Annotated in this window: 16 protein-coding genes; 8 read left to right on the forward strand and 8 right to left on the reverse strand. The window is 71.3% G+C overall.

The genetic code is table 11. From position 1 onward, the window contains the following. Positions 1-4: 4 nt before the first annotated feature. Positions 5-979, reverse strand: coding sequence for a DUF3048 domain-containing protein (locus P2Q00_RS02970; RefSeq protein WP_275769087.1), 975 nt, complete (start codon positions 977-979; stop codon positions 5-7). 203 nt (positions 980-1,182) lie between these two features. Here P2Q00_RS02970 and P2Q00_RS02975 point away from each other — a divergent pair, with 203 nt between their 5' ends. Then, on the forward strand, positions 1,183-2,373 hold the full coding sequence (locus P2Q00_RS02975; protein ID WP_275769088.1) for a zinc-dependent alcohol dehydrogenase: 1,191 nt from the start codon (positions 1,183-1,185) through the stop codon (positions 2,371-2,373). Between the two features lie 20 nt (positions 2,374-2,393). Here P2Q00_RS02975 and P2Q00_RS02980 read toward each other — a convergent pair whose 3' ends face one another. Continuing rightward, positions 2,394-3,455 (reverse strand): ATP-dependent DNA ligase, encoded by a 1,062-nt coding sequence (locus P2Q00_RS02980; RefSeq protein WP_275769090.1) that lies wholly within the window; start codon positions 3,453-3,455, stop codon positions 2,394-2,396. A gap of 74 nt (positions 3,456-3,529) precedes the next feature. Here P2Q00_RS02980 and ligD point away from each other — a divergent pair, with 74 nt between their 5' ends. Further along, on the forward strand, positions 3,530-4,555 hold the full coding sequence (gene ligD, locus P2Q00_RS02985) for a non-homologous end-joining DNA ligase (RefSeq protein ID WP_275769092.1): 1,026 nt from the start codon (positions 3,530-3,532) through the stop codon (positions 4,553-4,555). 103 nt (positions 4,556-4,658) lie between these two features. Further along, on the forward strand, positions 4,659-5,696 hold the full coding sequence (locus tag P2Q00_RS02990) for a LacI family DNA-binding transcriptional regulator (RefSeq protein ID WP_275769094.1): 1,038 nt from the start codon (positions 4,659-4,661) through the stop codon (positions 5,694-5,696). Positions 5,697-5,780: 84 nt separating this feature from the next. On the opposite strand, the gene P2Q00_RS02995 is transcribed toward P2Q00_RS02990, so the two are convergent. After that, entirely contained in the window at positions 5,781-6,566 is a 786-nt protein-coding gene (locus P2Q00_RS02995; protein ID WP_275769488.1) for a VOC family protein, read from the reverse strand. Between the two features lie 217 nt (positions 6,567-6,783). Here P2Q00_RS02995 and P2Q00_RS03000 point away from each other — a divergent pair, with 217 nt between their 5' ends. Continuing rightward, a complete protein-coding gene (locus tag P2Q00_RS03000) occupies positions 6,784-7,029 on the forward strand; it encodes a WhiB family transcriptional regulator (protein ID WP_275769096.1) in 246 nt (81 codons plus the stop codon). Positions 7,030-7,086: 57 nt separating this feature from the next. Here P2Q00_RS03000 and P2Q00_RS03005 read toward each other — a convergent pair whose 3' ends face one another. From P2Q00_RS03005 to P2Q00_RS03015, 3 genes are all read right to left on the reverse strand, one after another. Continuing rightward, on the reverse strand, positions 7,087-8,061 hold the full coding sequence (locus tag P2Q00_RS03005; RefSeq protein WP_275769098.1) for an acyl-ACP desaturase: 975 nt from the start codon (positions 8,059-8,061) through the stop codon (positions 7,087-7,089). 217 nt (positions 8,062-8,278) lie between these two features. Next, entirely contained in the window at positions 8,279-9,055 is a 777-nt protein-coding gene (gene ddaH / locus P2Q00_RS03010; protein ID WP_275769100.1) for a dimethylargininase, read from the reverse strand. 138 nt (positions 9,056-9,193) lie between these two features. After that, positions 9,194-10,807, reverse strand: coding sequence for an ABC-F family ATP-binding cassette domain-containing protein (locus tag P2Q00_RS03015; protein ID WP_275769102.1), 1,614 nt, complete (start codon positions 10,805-10,807; stop codon positions 9,194-9,196). A 310-nt stretch (positions 10,808-11,117) separates the two neighbouring features. Between P2Q00_RS03015 and P2Q00_RS03020 the strand changes: the two genes are divergently transcribed. Then, entirely contained in the window at positions 11,118-11,789 is a 672-nt protein-coding gene (locus P2Q00_RS03020; protein ID WP_275769104.1) for a GOLPH3/VPS74 family protein, read from the forward strand. A 96-nt stretch (positions 11,790-11,885) separates the two neighbouring features. After that, positions 11,886-12,722, forward strand: a complete 837-nt coding sequence (locus P2Q00_RS03025) for an isocitrate lyase/PEP mutase family protein (RefSeq protein WP_275769105.1) — start codon at positions 11,886-11,888, stop codon at positions 12,720-12,722. Positions 12,723-12,843: 121 nt separating this feature from the next. Here the strand turns inward: P2Q00_RS03025 and ssgD are convergent, their stop codons facing one another. Continuing rightward, positions 12,844-13,257, reverse strand: coding sequence for a spore wall synthesis regulator SsgD (gene ssgD / locus P2Q00_RS03030; protein WP_275769107.1), 414 nt, complete (start codon positions 13,255-13,257; stop codon positions 12,844-12,846). Positions 13,258-13,507: 250 nt separating this feature from the next. On the opposite strand from ssgD, the gene P2Q00_RS03035 reads away from it, so the two are divergent. Continuing rightward, on the forward strand, positions 13,508-14,584 hold the full coding sequence (locus tag P2Q00_RS03035; RefSeq protein ID WP_275769109.1) for a WD40/YVTN/BNR-like repeat-containing protein: 1,077 nt from the start codon (positions 13,508-13,510) through the stop codon (positions 14,582-14,584). An 87-nt stretch (positions 14,585-14,671) separates the two neighbouring features. Here P2Q00_RS03035 and P2Q00_RS03040 read toward each other — a convergent pair whose 3' ends face one another. Next, a complete protein-coding gene (locus P2Q00_RS03040; protein ID WP_275769111.1) occupies positions 14,672-14,968 on the reverse strand; it encodes a YciI family protein in 297 nt (98 codons plus the stop codon). 48 nt (positions 14,969-15,016) lie between these two features. Between P2Q00_RS03040 and P2Q00_RS03045 the strand changes: the two genes are divergently transcribed. Further along, positions 15,017-15,712 carry an endonuclease V gene (locus P2Q00_RS03045; RefSeq protein ID WP_275769113.1) on the forward strand — a complete coding sequence of 232 codons (696 nt, stop codon included), beginning with the start codon at positions 15,017-15,019 and terminating at the stop codon, positions 15,710-15,712. Positions 15,713-15,734: the final 22 nt, after the last annotated feature.

Genomic DNA, 15,734 nt, shown 5'->3' on the forward strand with positions numbered 1-15,734 from the left:
CTGATCACTTTGCCTTCGCCAGGACCACCCACACCTGGCCCTTGGCGAAGTCGACCGGCTTGCCGTCCTTCGTCGTGAACTGCGTGCCGCCGGTGGCTTTCCCGCGCTGCCAGCTGACGTCGTAGACCCGTCCGTCGCGCAGGACCTGCGCCTTCCCCGAGCCCACCGTCTCGGTGTAGGGCGTGTTGTTGCCGAGGACGTCGTGGAAGGCGGACTGGCGCACCTTCACGTACTGCAGGACGACCGTCGCCGGCGCCACCCGCTTCCCGTCGGTCGTCACGGTGGGCCGCCCGTCCATCGAGACCAGGTAGTGGTGGAGGCTCGCGGACCAGGTGAAGGTGAAGCCGGCGGACGGATAGCGGATCGTGCGTGTGTTCTCCGGCTTGCCGCCTGCGGGTGCGGCGCCGTAGTGGAAACCGGTCGTCAGCGCGTTCATGCCCGGTGGCGACGGCATCAGACGGGCGGGGCGCAGGTAGAGGTTGTGCGGTGCGGGTCTGCCGGTGCCGCGGAAGTAGGCGGCGGACGCCTTTTCGGGCGGCTCGGCCTGCAGCGGCGCGCTGTCGATGAGCGGCAGCAGCTTGTGCTGCGCCCCGGAGAAGGCGAGCAGCGGATCGTGGAACTGGCGCAGCAGCTCCAGATCCGACTCGCGGGCGCTGCGCACCGGCCCGACGACCTTCGGCAGTGTGCTCGCGTACACCGCCATCAGCCGGCTCAGCCCGCCCTCGACCTGCTCCGCGTACACGACGTCCGCCGAGTCGAGTCCTGTCTGGGGCCGGGCCGCGGGCGCGTTGTCGATCTTCACGGCGAGTACGTGGGCGCCGCCGGCGCTCTGCTTCGACTGGTTGGGGACAGGCGTCTGCGGCCGGCCGCGTCCGTCCTGCGCCGGGCCGTGCTCATTCGTGCAGCCTGCCGCCAGGGCGGCCGTCGCCGTGGCGGCAAGCAGCACCACTGTCATCGAGGCGCGTCTCTGGCGCGCCATCCGTTCCGTACTCACCGTGGCCACCACATCCCGTGTTAATGATTGTGCGCTTATACGTTCATTGGTGGCCATACCCGCTCGGTTCTGATTGCGCGCGTTGAATCCGCCCATTGGCCCTGCCCTGCTTCGGGACGTGGGCCCGCGGGTACCCGGGCCGCACCGCAGGAGCGGACATACCGATGCGACGGAGGGAGCGCCACGCCATGAAGGCTGTGACCTGGCAGGGGAAGCGGGACGTGCGGGTGGAGGACGTGCCCGATCCGAGGATCCAGGAGCCGACCGACGCCGTCATCCGCATCACCTCGACGGGGCTGTGCGGCTCCGATCTGCATCTGTACGAGGTGCTCACGGCGTTCATGACCCCGGGCGACATCCTCGGACACGAACCGATGGGCATCGTCGAGGAGGTCGGGGCCGGGGTGCCGGACCTCGCGGCGGGCGACCGGGTCGTGGTGCCGTTCCAGATCGCCTGCGGCAACTGCTGGATGTGCCTCACGGGGCTGCCCACGCAGTGCGAGACCACGCAGGTGACCGGGGAGGGGATGGGCGCCGCCCTGTTCGGCTACACCCGCCTGTACGGCGCGGTGCCGGGCGCCCAGGCCGAGTACCTGCGCGTGCCGCAGGCGCAGTACGGCCCGATCAAGGTCCCCGAGGGGCCGCCCGACGACCGTTTCGTGTACCTCTCCGACGTCCTGCCCGCCGCCTGGCAGGCGGTCTCCTACGCGGGTGTCCCGGAGGGCGGCAGCGTCGCCGTACTCGGCCTCGGGCCGATCGGTGACATGGCCTGCCGTGTCGCCCAAGTGCGCGGCGCGGAGCGGGTGTTCGGGGTGGACCTGGTCAGCGAGCGGCTACGACGGGCACATGCGCAGGGTGTGGAGACGTACGACCTGAGGAGCTTCGACAGCGAGAAGGAACTGGTCGCCGCGATCCGCGACCGGACCGACGGCCGCGGCCCCGACGCCGTGATCGACGCGGTCGGCATCGAGGCCCACGGCAGCGCGGCCGCACGACTGGCCCAGCAGGCCTCGGCCCTGCTGCCCCAGAAGATCGCAGGCCCGCTCACCGAACGCTTCAGCATCGACCGCCTCGCCGCCCTGCACACCGCCATCGAACTGGTCCGCCGCGGCGGCACGCTCTCTCTCGTCGGCGTCTACGGCGGCACGGCCGATCCGCTGCCCCTGCTCACCATGTTCGACAAACAGCTCCAGATCCGCATGGGCCAGGCCAACGTACGCCGCTGGAGCGACGAGATACTCCCGTATCTCACGGACGAGGACCCCCTCGGCGTCGACGACTTCGCCACCCACCGGCTGCCGCTCAGCGACGCGCCGCACGCGTACGAGATGTTCCAGCGCAAGCAGGACGGCGCGGTCAAGGTGCTCATGAGCCCCTGAGCCGGCCCAGGGGCTCGGAGTCAGCCGAGGATCTCGCCCAGGTCGTAGCGCAACGGCTCCTCCAACTGCGCATAGGTGCAGCTCTCCGGGGTCCGGTCCGGGCGCCAGCGGCGGAAGCGGGCCGTGTGCCGAAAGCGCGCCCCGTTCTCCATGTGGTCGTACGCCACCTCGGCCACCCACTCCGGCCTCAGCGGCACCCAGGACAGGTCCTTCTTCCCCGACCAGCGGCTGGGCGCGCCGGGCAGCCGGGCCGTCTCATGGGCGGCCTCGTCGGACCAGGCCGCCCAGGGGTGCCCCTCGGCGTCCGCCATCCGCAAGGGCTCCAGTTCCTCGACCAGCTCCGCGCGCCGCTTCATGGGGAACGCGGCCGACACGCCCACGTGCTGCAGGGCGCCCCGGTCGTCGTACAGGCCGAGCAGCAGTGACCCCACGATCGGGCCGCTCTTGTGGAAGCGGTAGCCCGCGACGACGACGTCCGCCGTGCGCTCGTGCTTGATCTTGAACATGGCGCGCTCGTCCTGGAGATAGCGCCCGGTGAGCGGCTTGGCGATGACACCGTCCAGGCCCGCCCCCTCGTACTGCTCGAACCAGCTCTGCGCCACGTCGATGTCGGTCGTCGCGGGCGCGAGATGGACCGGCGCGGTGACATCGGACAGCGCCCGTTCCAGCAGCGCCCGCCGGTCGGTCAGCTCCACGTCCAGCAGCGACTCGTCCGCGAGCGCCAGCAGGTCGAAGGCCACGAAGGACGCGGGGGTCTTCTCGGCGAGCATCCGCACCCGGGAGTCGGCGGGGTGGATGCGCTCCGTGAGCGCATCGAAGTCGAGGTGGCCCTCCCGCGCGATCACGATCTCCCCGTCCAGCACGCACCGCTCGGGCACCCGCTCCTTCAGCGCTGCGACGACCTCGGGAAAGTACCTGGTCAGCGGCTTGCCCGTTCGACTGCCGAGCTCGACCTCGGCCCCGTCGCGAAAGACGATCGCCCGGAACCCGTCCCACTTCGCCTCGTACTGCATGCCCGGCGGGATCTTCGCCACCGACTTGGCGAGCATCGGCTTCACGGGCGGCATCACCGGCAGATCCATGGATTCGATTCTGCTCGCATACGCCGCTTGTCGCCCGGTATGCGAGGTTTACGAGGTGTGCCTACCGTTGCCGTATGGGTGAAGCGGTGGAACTGGAGGCGGGCGGCCGCACCGTCCGGCTGTCCAGCCCGGACAAGATCTTCTTCCCCGAGCGCGGTTTCACCAAGCTGGACCTCGCGCGGTACTACGTCACCGTGGGCCCCGGCATCCTCCGCGCCCTGCGCAACCGGCCCACCACCCTGGAGCGCTACCCGGACGGGGTGAACGGCGAGAACTTCTTCCAGAAGCGGGCGCCGAAGAACATGCCCGACTGGATCCCGACCGCCCACATCACCTTCCCCAGCGGCCGCAGCGCCGACGAGATGTGCCCCACCGAGGAGGCCGCAGTCCTGTGGGCCGCCCAGTACGGCACGCTCACCTTCCACCCCTGGCCGGTGCGCCGCGACGACGTCGACCGCCCCGACGAACTCCGCATCGACCTCGACCCGCAGCCCGGCACCGACTTCGACGACGCGGTGCGTGCGGCCTTTGAACTCCGCAACGTATTGCAGGAGTTCGGCGGCCTGCGCGGCTTCCCCAAGACCTCCGGCGGCCGCGGCCTGCACGTCTTCGTGCCGATCGAGCCGCGCTGGACCTTCACCCAGGTCCGGCGGGCCGCCATCGCGGTGGGCCGGGAGCTGGAACGGCGCATGCCGGACCAGGTGACCATCAAGTGGTGGAAGGAGGAGCGCGGCGAACGCATCTTCGTCGACTACAACCAGACGGCCAGGGACCGCACGATCGCCTCCGCCTACTCCGTACGGCCCCGCCCGCACGCCCCCGTCTCGGCACCCCTGAGCTGGGACGAGGTGGGCGTCGCGCACCCGCAGGACTTCGACATCGCGACCATGCCCGCGCGCTTCGCCGAACTCGGCGATGTGCACGCGGACATGGACGACCACCGCTTCTCGCTGGAGGCCCTGCTGGAACTCGCCCGCCGGGACGAGCACGACCACGGACTGGGCGATCTGCCGTATCCGCCGGAGTACCCGAAGATGCCGGGCGAGCCGAAGCGGGTACAGCCGAGCCGGGCGAAGAAGCAGCCGCCTGCAGCTCCTTGACGCCCCGGCGCAAGCGGCTTCGATGCTGCGAGAGCGCTCTCACAACCCCGCCCGCCCGGAGCTATCCTGATCGGCAACCGCCGAGCAGGAGCAGGAGCCCGAAGTGACCGACACAGCCCCGCGCCCCACGCTGGAGGCCGTGGCCGCCCGGGCGGGCGTGTCCCGGGCCACCGTCTCCCGGGTGGTGAACGGCGGCGACGGGGTGCGCGAACCGCTCGTCGCACGGGTGCGGCGCGCGGTCGAGGAACTCGGGTATGTACCGAACCAGGCGGCCCGCAGCCTGGTGACCAGACGGCACGACGCCGTCGCCGTGGTCATCGCCGAGCCGGAGACCCGCGTCTTCGCCGACCCCTTCTTCGCGCTGCAACTCCGGGGCATCAGCAAGGAGTTGACCGCCCACGACAACCAGCTCGTGCTGCTGCTCACCGAGGGCCGCGACGACCACGCCCGCGTCGGCCGCTACCTCGCCGGGGGCCATGTCGACGGGGCGCTCGTCTTCTCCCTGCACCTCGACGACCCGCTGCCCGGCCTGATCCAGCACGCCGGAGTGCCGACGGTGTTCGGCGGCCGGCCCGGCTGGAGCGACGGCCGGAGCGGAGTGGTGTACGTCGACAGCGACAACCGCGGCGGCGCCCGGGAGGCCGTACGCCACCTCGTCGGCCTCGGCCGCACCCGTGTCGCGCACATCACCGGCCCCCTCGACCAGACGTCCGCGGCGGACCGGCTCGACGGCTTCCGGGACGTCATGGTCGACGCCGACCCCCGGCTCATCGTCGAGAGCGACTTCACCCCCGCCGGCGGCGAGCGGGCGATGCGCGAACTCCTCGATCGCCGCCCCGACCTGGACGCCGTGTTCGCGGCCAACGACCTCACCGCCGCGGGCGCCCTGCGCGTACTGCGCGAGCGCGGGCGGCGGGTGCCCGAGGACGTCGCCGTGATCGGTTTCGACGACATGCTGCCCGTCGCCGAGCAGGCCGAGCCGCCGCTGACGACGGTCCGGCAGGACATCGAGGAGATGGGCCGGCTGATGGCCCGGTTGCTGCTGCGGCGCCTCGACCGTCGCAGCACGGGGCCGGACGCGGGCGGCGCACCGCCCAGCGTGGTCCTGCCGACCACCTTGGTACGGCGCGCCTCCGCGTGAGCGCTCCGCTGGGGGTGCGTGTGACACTGCGGGCCGGTGGGGGCTGGTCGCGCAGTTCCCCGCGCCCCTATGGGGCGCGATTCCTCACGCCTGTTGCGGCGCGCTCTTGATCACCGCGAAGCGGGCGCCGTACGGGTCGGCGAGTTTGGCGAAGCGGCCTACGCCCTCGATGTCGGTGGGCGGGACGCGGACCGTGCCGCCCAGCTCCTGTGCCTTGGCGGCCGTGGCGTCCGTGTCGGCGACCTCGAAGTACGGGAGCCAGTACGCGCGGTCCTCCGACGGGTCCTCGGCGAGCGGGACGATGCCGCCGAACATGGAGTCCTCGCCGCCTCCGGCGGGGTTGACCGTGGTGTAGGTGCCACCTGGGAAGGGCACCGCCGCCGTCTCCAGGCCGAGCGTCTCGTGGTAGAACCAGGCGGCCGCGGCGATGTCCGGGGTGTACAGCTCGACCCAGGACAGGGCGCCTGTCTCGTTCGCCACGTCGACGCCCTTGGTGCGGCCGGGCTGCCAGACGCCGAACGGCACGCCCGCCTTGTCGGCCAGGATCGCCATGTGTCCCTCGCCCATCACGTCCATGGGCTGCATCAGCACACTGCCGTGCGCCTGCTCGGCCGCCTTGGCGGTGGCTTCGGCGTCCCCGGTCTGGAAGTACACGGTCCAGGACGGCGGGCCCTGTTCCGGCTTGGTCTGCATACCGCCCGCCGCGGTCTTCCCGTCCAGTTGGAAGAAGCCGTAGCCGCCGGCGTCGGGCCCCGCCGACTGGAACCGCCAGTCGAAAAGACCGCCGTAGAAGGAGATGGCGCCGTCGATGTCGGAGGTGCCGACGTCGATCCAGTTGGGAGCGCCGTTGACGAAACGGGTGGTGAGCATCATCGCCCTCCTCGGAAGGGTCCTGTTCTCTGCACTGCCGAGTCTTGCACCGCCCACTGACAATCGCTGCCGGAGCGTTCTTTCCGGCCTCTCTTCCGCGCGCCGCCGTGCGCCGCGGTGTGCGGGGACGCCACCATCAGGGTGGCCGGAGGCTCCGCGGGGCGGCGTTGATGAGGCGTTGATCGAACGTTTTTCGCCCCGCGGCACGATCTCGCCCATGCACATCGACACCATCATCCCGGCCGACCTCGACTGGCAGGCCCAGGCACTGTGCGCGCAGACCGGGGCGGACTTCTTCTTTCCCGAACCGGGCAGCTCGGTGCGTGAGGCGAAGCGCATCTGCGGCATGTGCGAGATGCGCCCCGCCTGCCTCGAGTACGCCCTGCAGAACGACGAACGCTTCGGTGTCTGGGGCGGCCTGTCGGAGAAGGAGCGGCTGGAACTCAGGCGGACGACGCACTGACGCGGCCGGTACGCGCGTGCGTACCGGCCGCGTCAAGGGCCGCAGTCAGGTGTGCCGTCAGCCCGCGGCGCGCGCCGCCATCCGCGCCTTGCGTGCCGCCAGCTTCTCGTCGAACTTCAGGGCCTCCGCGTCCAGGCCGCCCATGAACAGGCCGAGTTCGTCCTGGGCCCGCTGCCCCTCGGGGCCGAGGCCGTCGATCTCCATGACCTTCAGGAAGCGCAGGACCGGCTGCAGCACGTCGTCGTGGTGGATGCGCATGTTGTAGACCTCGCCGATCGCCATCTGCGCGGCGGCCCGCTCGAAGCCGGGCATGCCGTGGCCGGGCATCCGGAAGTTGACGATCACGTCGCGCACGGCCTGCATGGTGAGGTCGGGCGCGAGGTCGAAGGCCGCCTTGAGGAGGTTGCGGTAGAAGACCATGTGCAGGTTCTCGTCGGTCGCGATGCGGGCCAGCATGCGGTCGCAGACCGGGTCGCCGGACTGGTGGCCGGTGTTGCGGTGCGAGACGCGGGTGGCGAGCTCCTGGAAGGCGACGTAGGCGACGGAGTGCAGCATCGAGTGGCGGTTGTCCGACTCGAAGCCCTCGCTCATGTGGGCCATGCGGAACGCTTCCAGCTTGTCCGGGTCCACCGCGCGCGAGGCGAGCAGGTAGTCGCGCATCACGATGCCGTGGCGGCCCTCCTCGGCGGTCCAGCGGTGCACCCAGGTGCCCCAGGCGCCGTCGCGGCCGAAGAGCGAGGCGATCTCGTGGTGGTAGCTCGGGAGGTTGTCCTCGGTGAGGAGGTTCACGACCAGGGCGATGCGCCCCAGCTCGGTGACCTTGGACTGCTCCTTGTCCCAGGCCTCGCCGTCCTCGAACAGACCGGGGAAGTTACGGGCGTCCGACCACGGCACGTACTCGTGCGGCATCCAGTCCTTGGCGACCTTCAGATGCCGGTTGAGTTCCGTCTCGACGACTTCTTCCAGTGCGTACAGCAGCTTGGCGTCGGTCCAGACGGCAGGACTGCCGAGGTGCGGGGAAGTGATCGTCACGGGAACTCCAGGGGGACGAGCAACAAAGGGGGACGAACCGGCGAGCGGCGCCGGAACCTACGGGATCGTAGGCTACGAAACCGTAGGTTACGAAGCCGTAGGTTAAGCGCGGTGTAAAGATCCCTGATCAGGCCACGTTTCCTAGGACTTCCAAGGAACGCCGGAATGCCCCGGGACCCGCAGGTCCCGGGGGCTGAAGCGGTGATCGGCTCGCCCGTCAGGCGTAGAGCTCGCGCAGTCGTACCGAGAGACATGTCACACAGCCTTCGAGCTTCTCGAACTCACTGATGTCCACCACGACCGGATCGTGACCGAGATCGGCGAGCAGCTCCGCCGACTTCGGTGCGCTCGCCGCCATCAGCAGCTTGCTGCCGCCGAGCAGCACCACGTGCGAGCCCGACTCCTCGGGCACCGACAGGAAGCGCGGGAACAGCGACGGCCGGTCCACCTTCGGGATGCTCCCGATGACCGTCCCGTCGGGCAGCGCCGTGACCGCCGACTTCAGGTGCAGCACCTTGCTCACGGGTACGGCGACGACCCGCGCCCCCAGCGGCTCGAAGGCGGCCCGCAGCTGCTGGACGCCGGCCGCGTTGGTGCGGCCGCCGCGGCCGACGTAGATCGTGTCGCCGACCTTCAGCACGTCGCCGCCGTCCAGGGTGCCCGGCTCCCAGATCCAGTTCACCGAGCAGCCGAGGCGCGCGACGGCCTCCTCGACGCCGGCCGTCTCGTCCCGCCGGGACGCGGCGCCGGGCCGGGTGATCAGTGCGACGTTCTTGTACATGACGACCGTGTCCTCGACGAACACCGAGTCGGGGCAGTCGTCCTCCGGGTCCACCTCGACCGTCTCCCAGCCGTGCTCGCGCAGCGCCTCGACGTACGCCTCCCACTGCTCGACCGCGAGATCGAAGTCGACCTTCTCCCGCTCGATGTGCGTCACCAGTCCTTCGGCGAGGCGGGGGCTCGGGCGGCGGACGAGGGCCTTCTTGCTGGGCACTGGAGGGACTCCGAATCGGCGGGACGGCAGACCGGGCGTCCAAGACGCGACGCCCGGTCCGCCATCATGCAACCCCGATCCACGACGGCAAAACCCTCGTTGCCAGGCTGTGCCCCTCCTGAGATGCGCAATCGGGAGCTATCCGATCGCCTCCGGCGTCGTCTCCTGCAGTTCGCCGTCCAGCAGCAGCCACCGGGTGATCCCGATCGACTCCAGGAACGGCAGGTCGTGGCTGGCCACGATCAGCGCCCCCTCGTACGACTCCAGGGCCGACGTCAGCTGCCGCACGCTCGCCATGTCGAGGTTGTTGGTCGGCTCGTCGAGCATCAGCAGCTGCGGGGCCGGCTCGGCGAGCATCAGCGCGGCCAGGGCCGCCCGGAAGCGTTCACCGCCGGACAGGGTCGCCGCCTTCTGGTCCGCGCGGGCGCCCCGGAACAGGAAGCGGGCCAGCCGCGCCCGGACCCGGTTGTTGGTGGCGCCCGGCGCGAACCGGGCCACGTTCTCGGCGACGGACAGCTCGCCGTCGAGCACGTCGAGCCGCTGCGGCAGGAAACGCAGCGGCACGTGCGCGCGTGCCTCGCCCGACACCGGCGCCAGCTCTCCGGCGATCGTCCGCAGCAGCGTCGTCTTGCCCGCGCCGTTGCGCCCGATCAGTGCGACCCGCTCCGGACCACGCAGATCCAGCCCGCCCGCCACGCGGGCACCGTACGCGAGCTCCAGGTCCATCAGCGTGAGGACGTCACGGCCCGGCGGCACGGCCGTGTACGGCAGATCGACGCGGATCTCGTCGTCGTCCCGTACCGCGTCCACCGCCTCGTCGAGCCGTTCCTTCGCCTCGCTGAGCCGCTCCTCGTGCATGATGCGGTGCTTGCCCGCGGACTCCTGCGCCGCGCGCTTGCGCGCCCCCATGACGATCTTCGGCTCGCGCTTCTGCTCGAACATCTTCTGCCCGTACCGCTTGCGCCGGGCCAACTTGACCTGGGCGTCGACCAGTTCACGCTTCTGCTTGCGGAAGTCGGCCTCCGCGACGCGCACCATCCGCTCGGCCGCCTCCTGTTCGGTGGCGAGGACCTCCTCGTAGGCGGAGAAGTTGCCGCCGTACCAGGTGACCTCCCCGGAGCGCAGGTCGGCGATCTGGTCGACGAGGTCCAGGAGTTCGCGGTCGTGGCTGACCACGACCATCACTCCCGGCCAGGACTCGACGGCCGCGTACAGCCGCCTGCGCGCGTACAGGTCGAGGTTGTTCGTCGGCTCGTCCAGGAGCAGGACGTCCGGGCGGCGCAGCAGCAGCGCCGCCAGCCGCAGCAGCACCGACTCGCCGCCCGACACCTCGCCGATGGTGCGGTCCAACTCGATGTGGCCGAGGCCGAGTTCGCCCAGCGTGGCCAGCGCGCGTTCTTCTACGTCCCAGTCGTCGCCGACCGTCTCGAAGTGCTCCTCGGCCACGTGGCCCGCCTCGATGGCGTGCAGCGCGGCCCGCTTCGCGGCGATGCCGAGCGCCGCGTCGACACGCAGGTGTGTGTCGAGCGTGACGTTCTGCGGGAGGTAACCGACCTCGCCCGCGACGCGCACGGCGCCGTCGGCCGGGGCGAGTTCACCGGCGATCAGCTTCAACAGGGTCGACTTACCCGACCCGTTGACGCCGACGAGCCCGGTCCTGCCGGGGCCGAAGGCGACGTCGAGGCCCTCGAAGACGGGGGTGCCGTCGGGCCAGGTGAAGGAGAGGGACGTACAAGTGATGGAAGTAGACATACGGGCCTCGCGGTTGCTTGGTGCGGTCAGGGGCAAACGCGTATCGAGACACCGGAGACCTGCAGCGGGAGAGGAGAATCCGAGGAGCGCCGGGGCACGGAAAAGGCCCTGCTCCGTCAGGACGGCTCGAAACGCCGAGGTCGCACGCTGCGCACACACCTCACGTGTGTGACACGGTGTCTCAGGACCTCAGACGAGCAACGTCCTTCTCCAATCGACGGCAACAGAACCGCTGTACACCGTAGGAGCGGGCTCAAGGGCTGTCAACGAATTAACGTGATCCCCGACCTCACCGCGCGAAGGAGGCCCTGTGCCCGACGGCTCGCTCTCACTGCCCGCCCGGCTCTACCTGCTGGCCTGGGACACCGACAGGAACGAGGTCACCGCCACCGCCCGCCTCCACCACCTGGTGCGGGCCGGCGCCCTCACCGAACTGGCCCAGCGCGGTCTGCTCGTCGACGAGGACGGCATCGCCACGCCCGCCGACATGGACTCCCTCACCGGGGACGCCGTCCTCGACGGGCTCCTGGAACTCGTCCGCGAATCCCGGCCGCACCGCTGGCGGACGTGGGTGACGCTGCACGCGCGCGTGACCCTCGACGCCGTACGGGAGCAGCTGACCGCCGAGGGATATCTGCGGGCGGAGAAGAAGCGGGTGCTCGGCGTGTTCCCGAGCGTGGAGCACGTACTGGCGCAGCCGGCCGTCGTCGACGCGCTGCGCGAGGAGGCGCGGCAGATTCTGGAGGGTCCGGTGCCGGTCGCGGAGGTCTCCGCCCGGGACGCGGCCGTCGTCGCCCTCGCCGCCACCGCGGAGCTGAGCACGCCGGAGCCGGGCAAGGACCGCAAACGCCATCACGCGCGCGTGGCGGAGCTGACCGAGCGCAGCGGGGCGGCGGCGCCCGCGCTGCGGAAGATCGTCACCGAGGTGCACACGGCGGTGACCGCATCCCTGACGGCGGTTCCCGCGGCGACCGGCGACTGAGCCGTCCCCGGCCACGTGCAACGCGTCCTCGACGCCTCACGTAGATGTCGGATTTCTGCCAGCCGCCGTCCGGCCGCGGCTGGTTGAGTGAGCCGTATGACGACCGAGAATCCTCTCCGCGACCGAGCCCTCACCTTCCGCTCCCTGCACGCCCCGGGCAGCCCGCTCGTCCTGCCGAACGCCTGGGACATCGCGAGCGCCCGAGTCATCGAGGACGCCGGTGCCGCCGCGGTCGCCACCACCAGCGCGGGGCTCTCCTGGGCCCTGGGCTCGGCGGACGGCGACCGGCTGGACCGCGACCGCGCCCTCGCCGCCGTCGCGGACATCGCGGCCGCGGTCGACGTGCCCGTCAGCGCAGACGTCGAGAGCGGCTACGCGAAGGACCCGGCAGGCGTCGCCGACACGATCCGTGCGGTGCTCGCGGCGGGTGCGGTCGGCGTGAACATCGAGGACGCCCTGTACGAGGCCGGAACGGGGCCGTTGCGTCCGGTCGGCGAGCAGTCCGAGCGCATCGCGGCCGCCCGCGAGGCCGCCGACGAGGTGGGGGTGCCGCTGTTCGTCAACGCCCGGATCGACACCTTCCTCAGGGGCACGGGCGGAGTGGATCACACTCTGGAGCGGGCGGCGGCGTTCCTCGCCGCGGGAGCCGACGGGATCTTCGTCCCGGGGGTCGTCGACCCGGGGACGGTCAAGCTCCTCGTCGACGGGATCGACGGGCCGCTGAACGTGATGGCCGGCCCCGGCGCACCGCCGGTCGCCGACCTGGCCGCACTCGGCGTCGCACGCGTGAGCATCGGCTCGGGCATCGCACAGGCCGCACACGCACTGGTCCACCGCGCCGCAAGGGAGCTGCTGGAGGCGGGGACGTACGGGGCACTGGCGGACGGGCTGGACTATGGCAAGCTCAACACCCTGCTGGGAACACCACGCTGAGCGGCAACACCCTCAAGGGGCGCGGGGCTGTGTCGATATGCGGCTCCGCCGCGTGGGCGCGACCAGCCACGACGGCCCCGCAGACAACAAACAACCCACATCGGCCCAACCCAGCGGAGCGCTACGCGTCCCGGATCAGTTCCGCCAGGTCGTGGTCCAGGTCCAGCTGCAGGTGCTCCAGGCCCACCGGCACCAGCGCGCTGGTGGCGTCGAGGAACCGGCGTATCTCGTTCGACAGGACGTGCACGACGGCGGTGCCCTCGGGGGCGTGGAACTCCAGGACGGTGCGCTCGTAGCCGTACGGCCGCACTCGCACGTCGCCGTGGCCCTCGGGCCCGTGCAGACCGGCGGCGAGGAGGTCGCGCGCGAACGTCCAGCAGACCTCCACGCCCTCCAGGGTGGCCGGGGCGGGGAAGGTCATTCGGACCGCGAACGGGTCGCTACGGTCGTAGTGCAGCTTCGCCGGGATGTTCGGCATCCGCGGCGCGGCGGCGACGAGGCGGGCCTCCACGGGCTGCTCGATGACGGTGGACAACGCCTTGCTCCCTTGTGACGACTGGACGAACGTCCGGGCGGATTGGGCCGGGCACTGCTAGAGACGCTGGAATCAGCCAATCCGTGCACACCGATTTCGAGTGAGCTGCGTCACCGCGTTCATGCACAGGAGTGACGGAGGCCATCTCCCGTGCCTCGACGGGCACTTGTGGCGAGGACCGCCATCTGGACGAGGTCCGGGGCGTCGGATAGCTTCGCCCGCCATGAGGCGTATGGGGAACACGCGACGAATGAGACGTACGTTTCGCACGGTGGCCGCGGGGGCGGTGTGCTCGGCGGCGCTGGCCGCCCTGACCGCCGTACCCGCACAGGCACAGGAGCCGGAGCACCGGGCGCCGCACTGGGAACTCAAGGACACCGGCGCGAGTGGCGTGCGCTTCCGCGGGCTGTCGGCGGTCAGCCGGGACACCGCGTGGGTGGCCGGAACCGGCGGCACCGTGCTGCGCACCACCGACGGCGGGGCGAGCTGGCGGAACGTCTCGCCGCCGGGCGCCTCCGACCTGCAGTTCCGGGACATCGAGGCGTTCGACGCGCGGCGCGCCGTGGTGCTGGCCATCGGCGAGGGCGAGGCCTCCCGGGTGTACCGCACGGACGACGGCGGGGTGACCTGGACCGAGTCCTTCCGCAACACCGACACCAAGGCCTTCTACGACTGCCTCACCTTTTTCGACCGCCGCCACGGCCTCGCCGTGAGCGACCCGGTCGACGGAAAGTTCCGCATCCTGTCGACCGGCGACGGCGGCCGCTCCTGGAAGGTGCTCCCCGGCGACGGCATGCCGGCCGCCCTGGACGGAGAGGCGGGCTTCGCGGCGAGCGGCCAGTGCCTGGTCGCCTCCGGCCCGTCGGACGTCTGGCTGGCCACCGGCGGCGGTGCACGCGCGCGCGTGCTGCACTCCGCCGACCGCGGGCTCACCTGGACGGCCGGCGACACACCCGTCCCCGTGGGCGACCCGGCCAAGGGCGTCTTCGCGCTCGCCTTCCGTGACCGCACCCACGGCCTCGCGGTCGGCGGCGACTACCGCCCCGACCAGTCCTCACCGCGGGCCGCGGCCCGCACCGCCGACGGCGGCCGCACCTGGCAGCCCGCCGCCGAGCCGCCGTCCGCCTACCGCTCCGGCGCCGCCTGGCTCCCGCACAGCCGCACGGCCGCCCTCGCGGTCGGCCCCACGGGCACCGACCTGACCACGGACGGCGGCCGCACCTGGCACACGGTGGACACGGGCTCGTACGACACCGTGGACTGCACGCCGGACCTGGGCTGCTGGGCGGCGGGGGAGCAGGGGCGGGTGGCGCGCCTGGAGCTGTGACGCACGGGGCTCGAATTCGGGCACCCAGGTGCTGACTGCGAGCGGAGTGAGCGCACCGCGGGCGCTGGACGGCAGGAAACGCTGAGCTCAGCCGAGCGTCTCGCGGTACTGCTCCAGCGCCGGTGCCGTCATCCTCGCGACGAACTCGGTGATGCGGTACTCGCACAGCCCTGCGGTGCGGAACGGATCACCCGCGGCGATCTCCTCGACCTGCGCGCGGTCGTCCGCGACGGCGATGATCACCCCGCCGTCGCGGGGGTTCTTGCGCCCTGCCGCGAGGAACACCCCCTTCGTGAACTGCTCGTCCAGCCACGCCACATGGGCGTCCAGTGCCGCGTCGACGGCATCGAGCGGGGCGGTGTAGGTCAGCTCCAGTACGAACATGATCGCGAGCCTACGCGGCGCGGCGCAGGCCCGTACGCTCGTCCCATCATGACGACCGTACGCATCCCCGCGGGCTGGCCCGCGACCGAGGAACAGGCCCGCGCGGTACAGGACGAACTCCGGACCCGGGTGCTGCTCGACGAGCCGGGACCGCCGCCCGGCACGGGCCATGTGACCGGCGTCGACGTGGCCTACGACGACGAGCGGGACGTCGTCGCGGCCGCGGCGGTCGTGCTGGACGCGGCGACCCTGGAGGTCGTCGCGGAAGCCACGGCCGTCGGCCGGATCTCGTTCCCGTACGTCCCCGGCCTGCTCGCCTTCCGCGAGATCCCCACGGTCCTCGCCGCCCTCGACGCCCTGCCGTGCCGGCCCGGCCTGGTCGTCTGCGACGGCTACGGCCTCGCCCACCCGCGCCGCTTCGGCCTCGCCGGCCACCTCGGCGTCCTGACGGGCCTGCCCACGATCGGCGTCGCGAAGAACCCCTTCACGTTCACGTACGACGACCCGGACGCTTCGCGCGGCAGCACGTCACCGCTCCTCGCGGACTCGGAGGAGGTCGGCCGCGCGCTGCGCACCCGGGACGGCGTCAAGCCGGTCTTCGTGTCGGTCGGCCACCGCACGGACCTCGACAACGCCTGCGCCCATGTACTGGCCCTCACCCCGAAGTACCGCCTCCCGGAGACGACCCGCAGGGCGGACGCGCTGTGCCGGGAGGCGTTGCGGGAGGCGACGGAACACGGATGAGGCCGGATGCCGTCTGAGTACC

Source organism: Streptomyces coacervatus (assembly GCF_029223485.1).
Lineage (GTDB): Bacteria > Actinomycetota > Actinomycetes > Streptomycetales > Streptomycetaceae > Streptomyces > Streptomyces coacervatus.

What these genes read in the sequence shown, in the direction of transcription:
- P2Q00_RS02995 (WP_275769488.1), bottom strand. Translation starts at nt 6,566, where the DNA reads ATGCTCACCACCCGTTTCGTCAACGGCGCTCCCAACTGGATCGACGTC.
- P2Q00_RS02970 (WP_275769087.1), bottom strand. Translation starts at nt 979, where the DNA reads ATGGCGCGCCAGAGACGCGCCTCGATGACAGTGGTGCTGCTTGCCGCC.
- P2Q00_RS03035 (WP_275769109.1), top strand. Translation starts at nt 13,508, where the DNA reads ATGAGACGTACGTTTCGCACGGTGGCCGCGGGGGCGGTGTGCTCGGCG.
- P2Q00_RS03015 (WP_275769102.1), bottom strand. Translation starts at nt 10,807, where the DNA reads ATGTCTACTTCCATCACTTGTACGTCCCTCTCCTTCACCTGGCCCGAC.
- ligD (WP_275769092.1), top strand. Translation starts at nt 3,530, where the DNA reads ATGGGTGAAGCGGTGGAACTGGAGGCGGGCGGCCGCACCGTCCGGCTG.
- P2Q00_RS03045 (WP_275769113.1), top strand. Translation starts at nt 15,017, where the DNA reads ATGACGACCGTACGCATCCCCGCGGGCTGGCCCGCGACCGAGGAACAG.
- P2Q00_RS02975 (WP_275769088.1), top strand. Translation starts at nt 1,183, where the DNA reads ATGAAGGCTGTGACCTGGCAGGGGAAGCGGGACGTGCGGGTGGAGGAC.
- P2Q00_RS03025 (WP_275769105.1), top strand. Translation starts at nt 11,886, where the DNA reads ATGACGACCGAGAATCCTCTCCGCGACCGAGCCCTCACCTTCCGCTCC.
- P2Q00_RS02980 (WP_275769090.1), bottom strand. Translation starts at nt 3,455, where the DNA reads ATGGATCTGCCGGTGATGCCGCCCGTGAAGCCGATGCTCGCCAAGTCG.
- P2Q00_RS03000 (WP_275769096.1), top strand. Translation starts at nt 6,784, where the DNA reads ATGCACATCGACACCATCATCCCGGCCGACCTCGACTGGCAGGCCCAG.
- P2Q00_RS03040 (WP_275769111.1), bottom strand. Translation starts at nt 14,968, where the DNA reads ATGTTCGTACTGGAGCTGACCTACACCGCCCCGCTCGATGCCGTCGAC.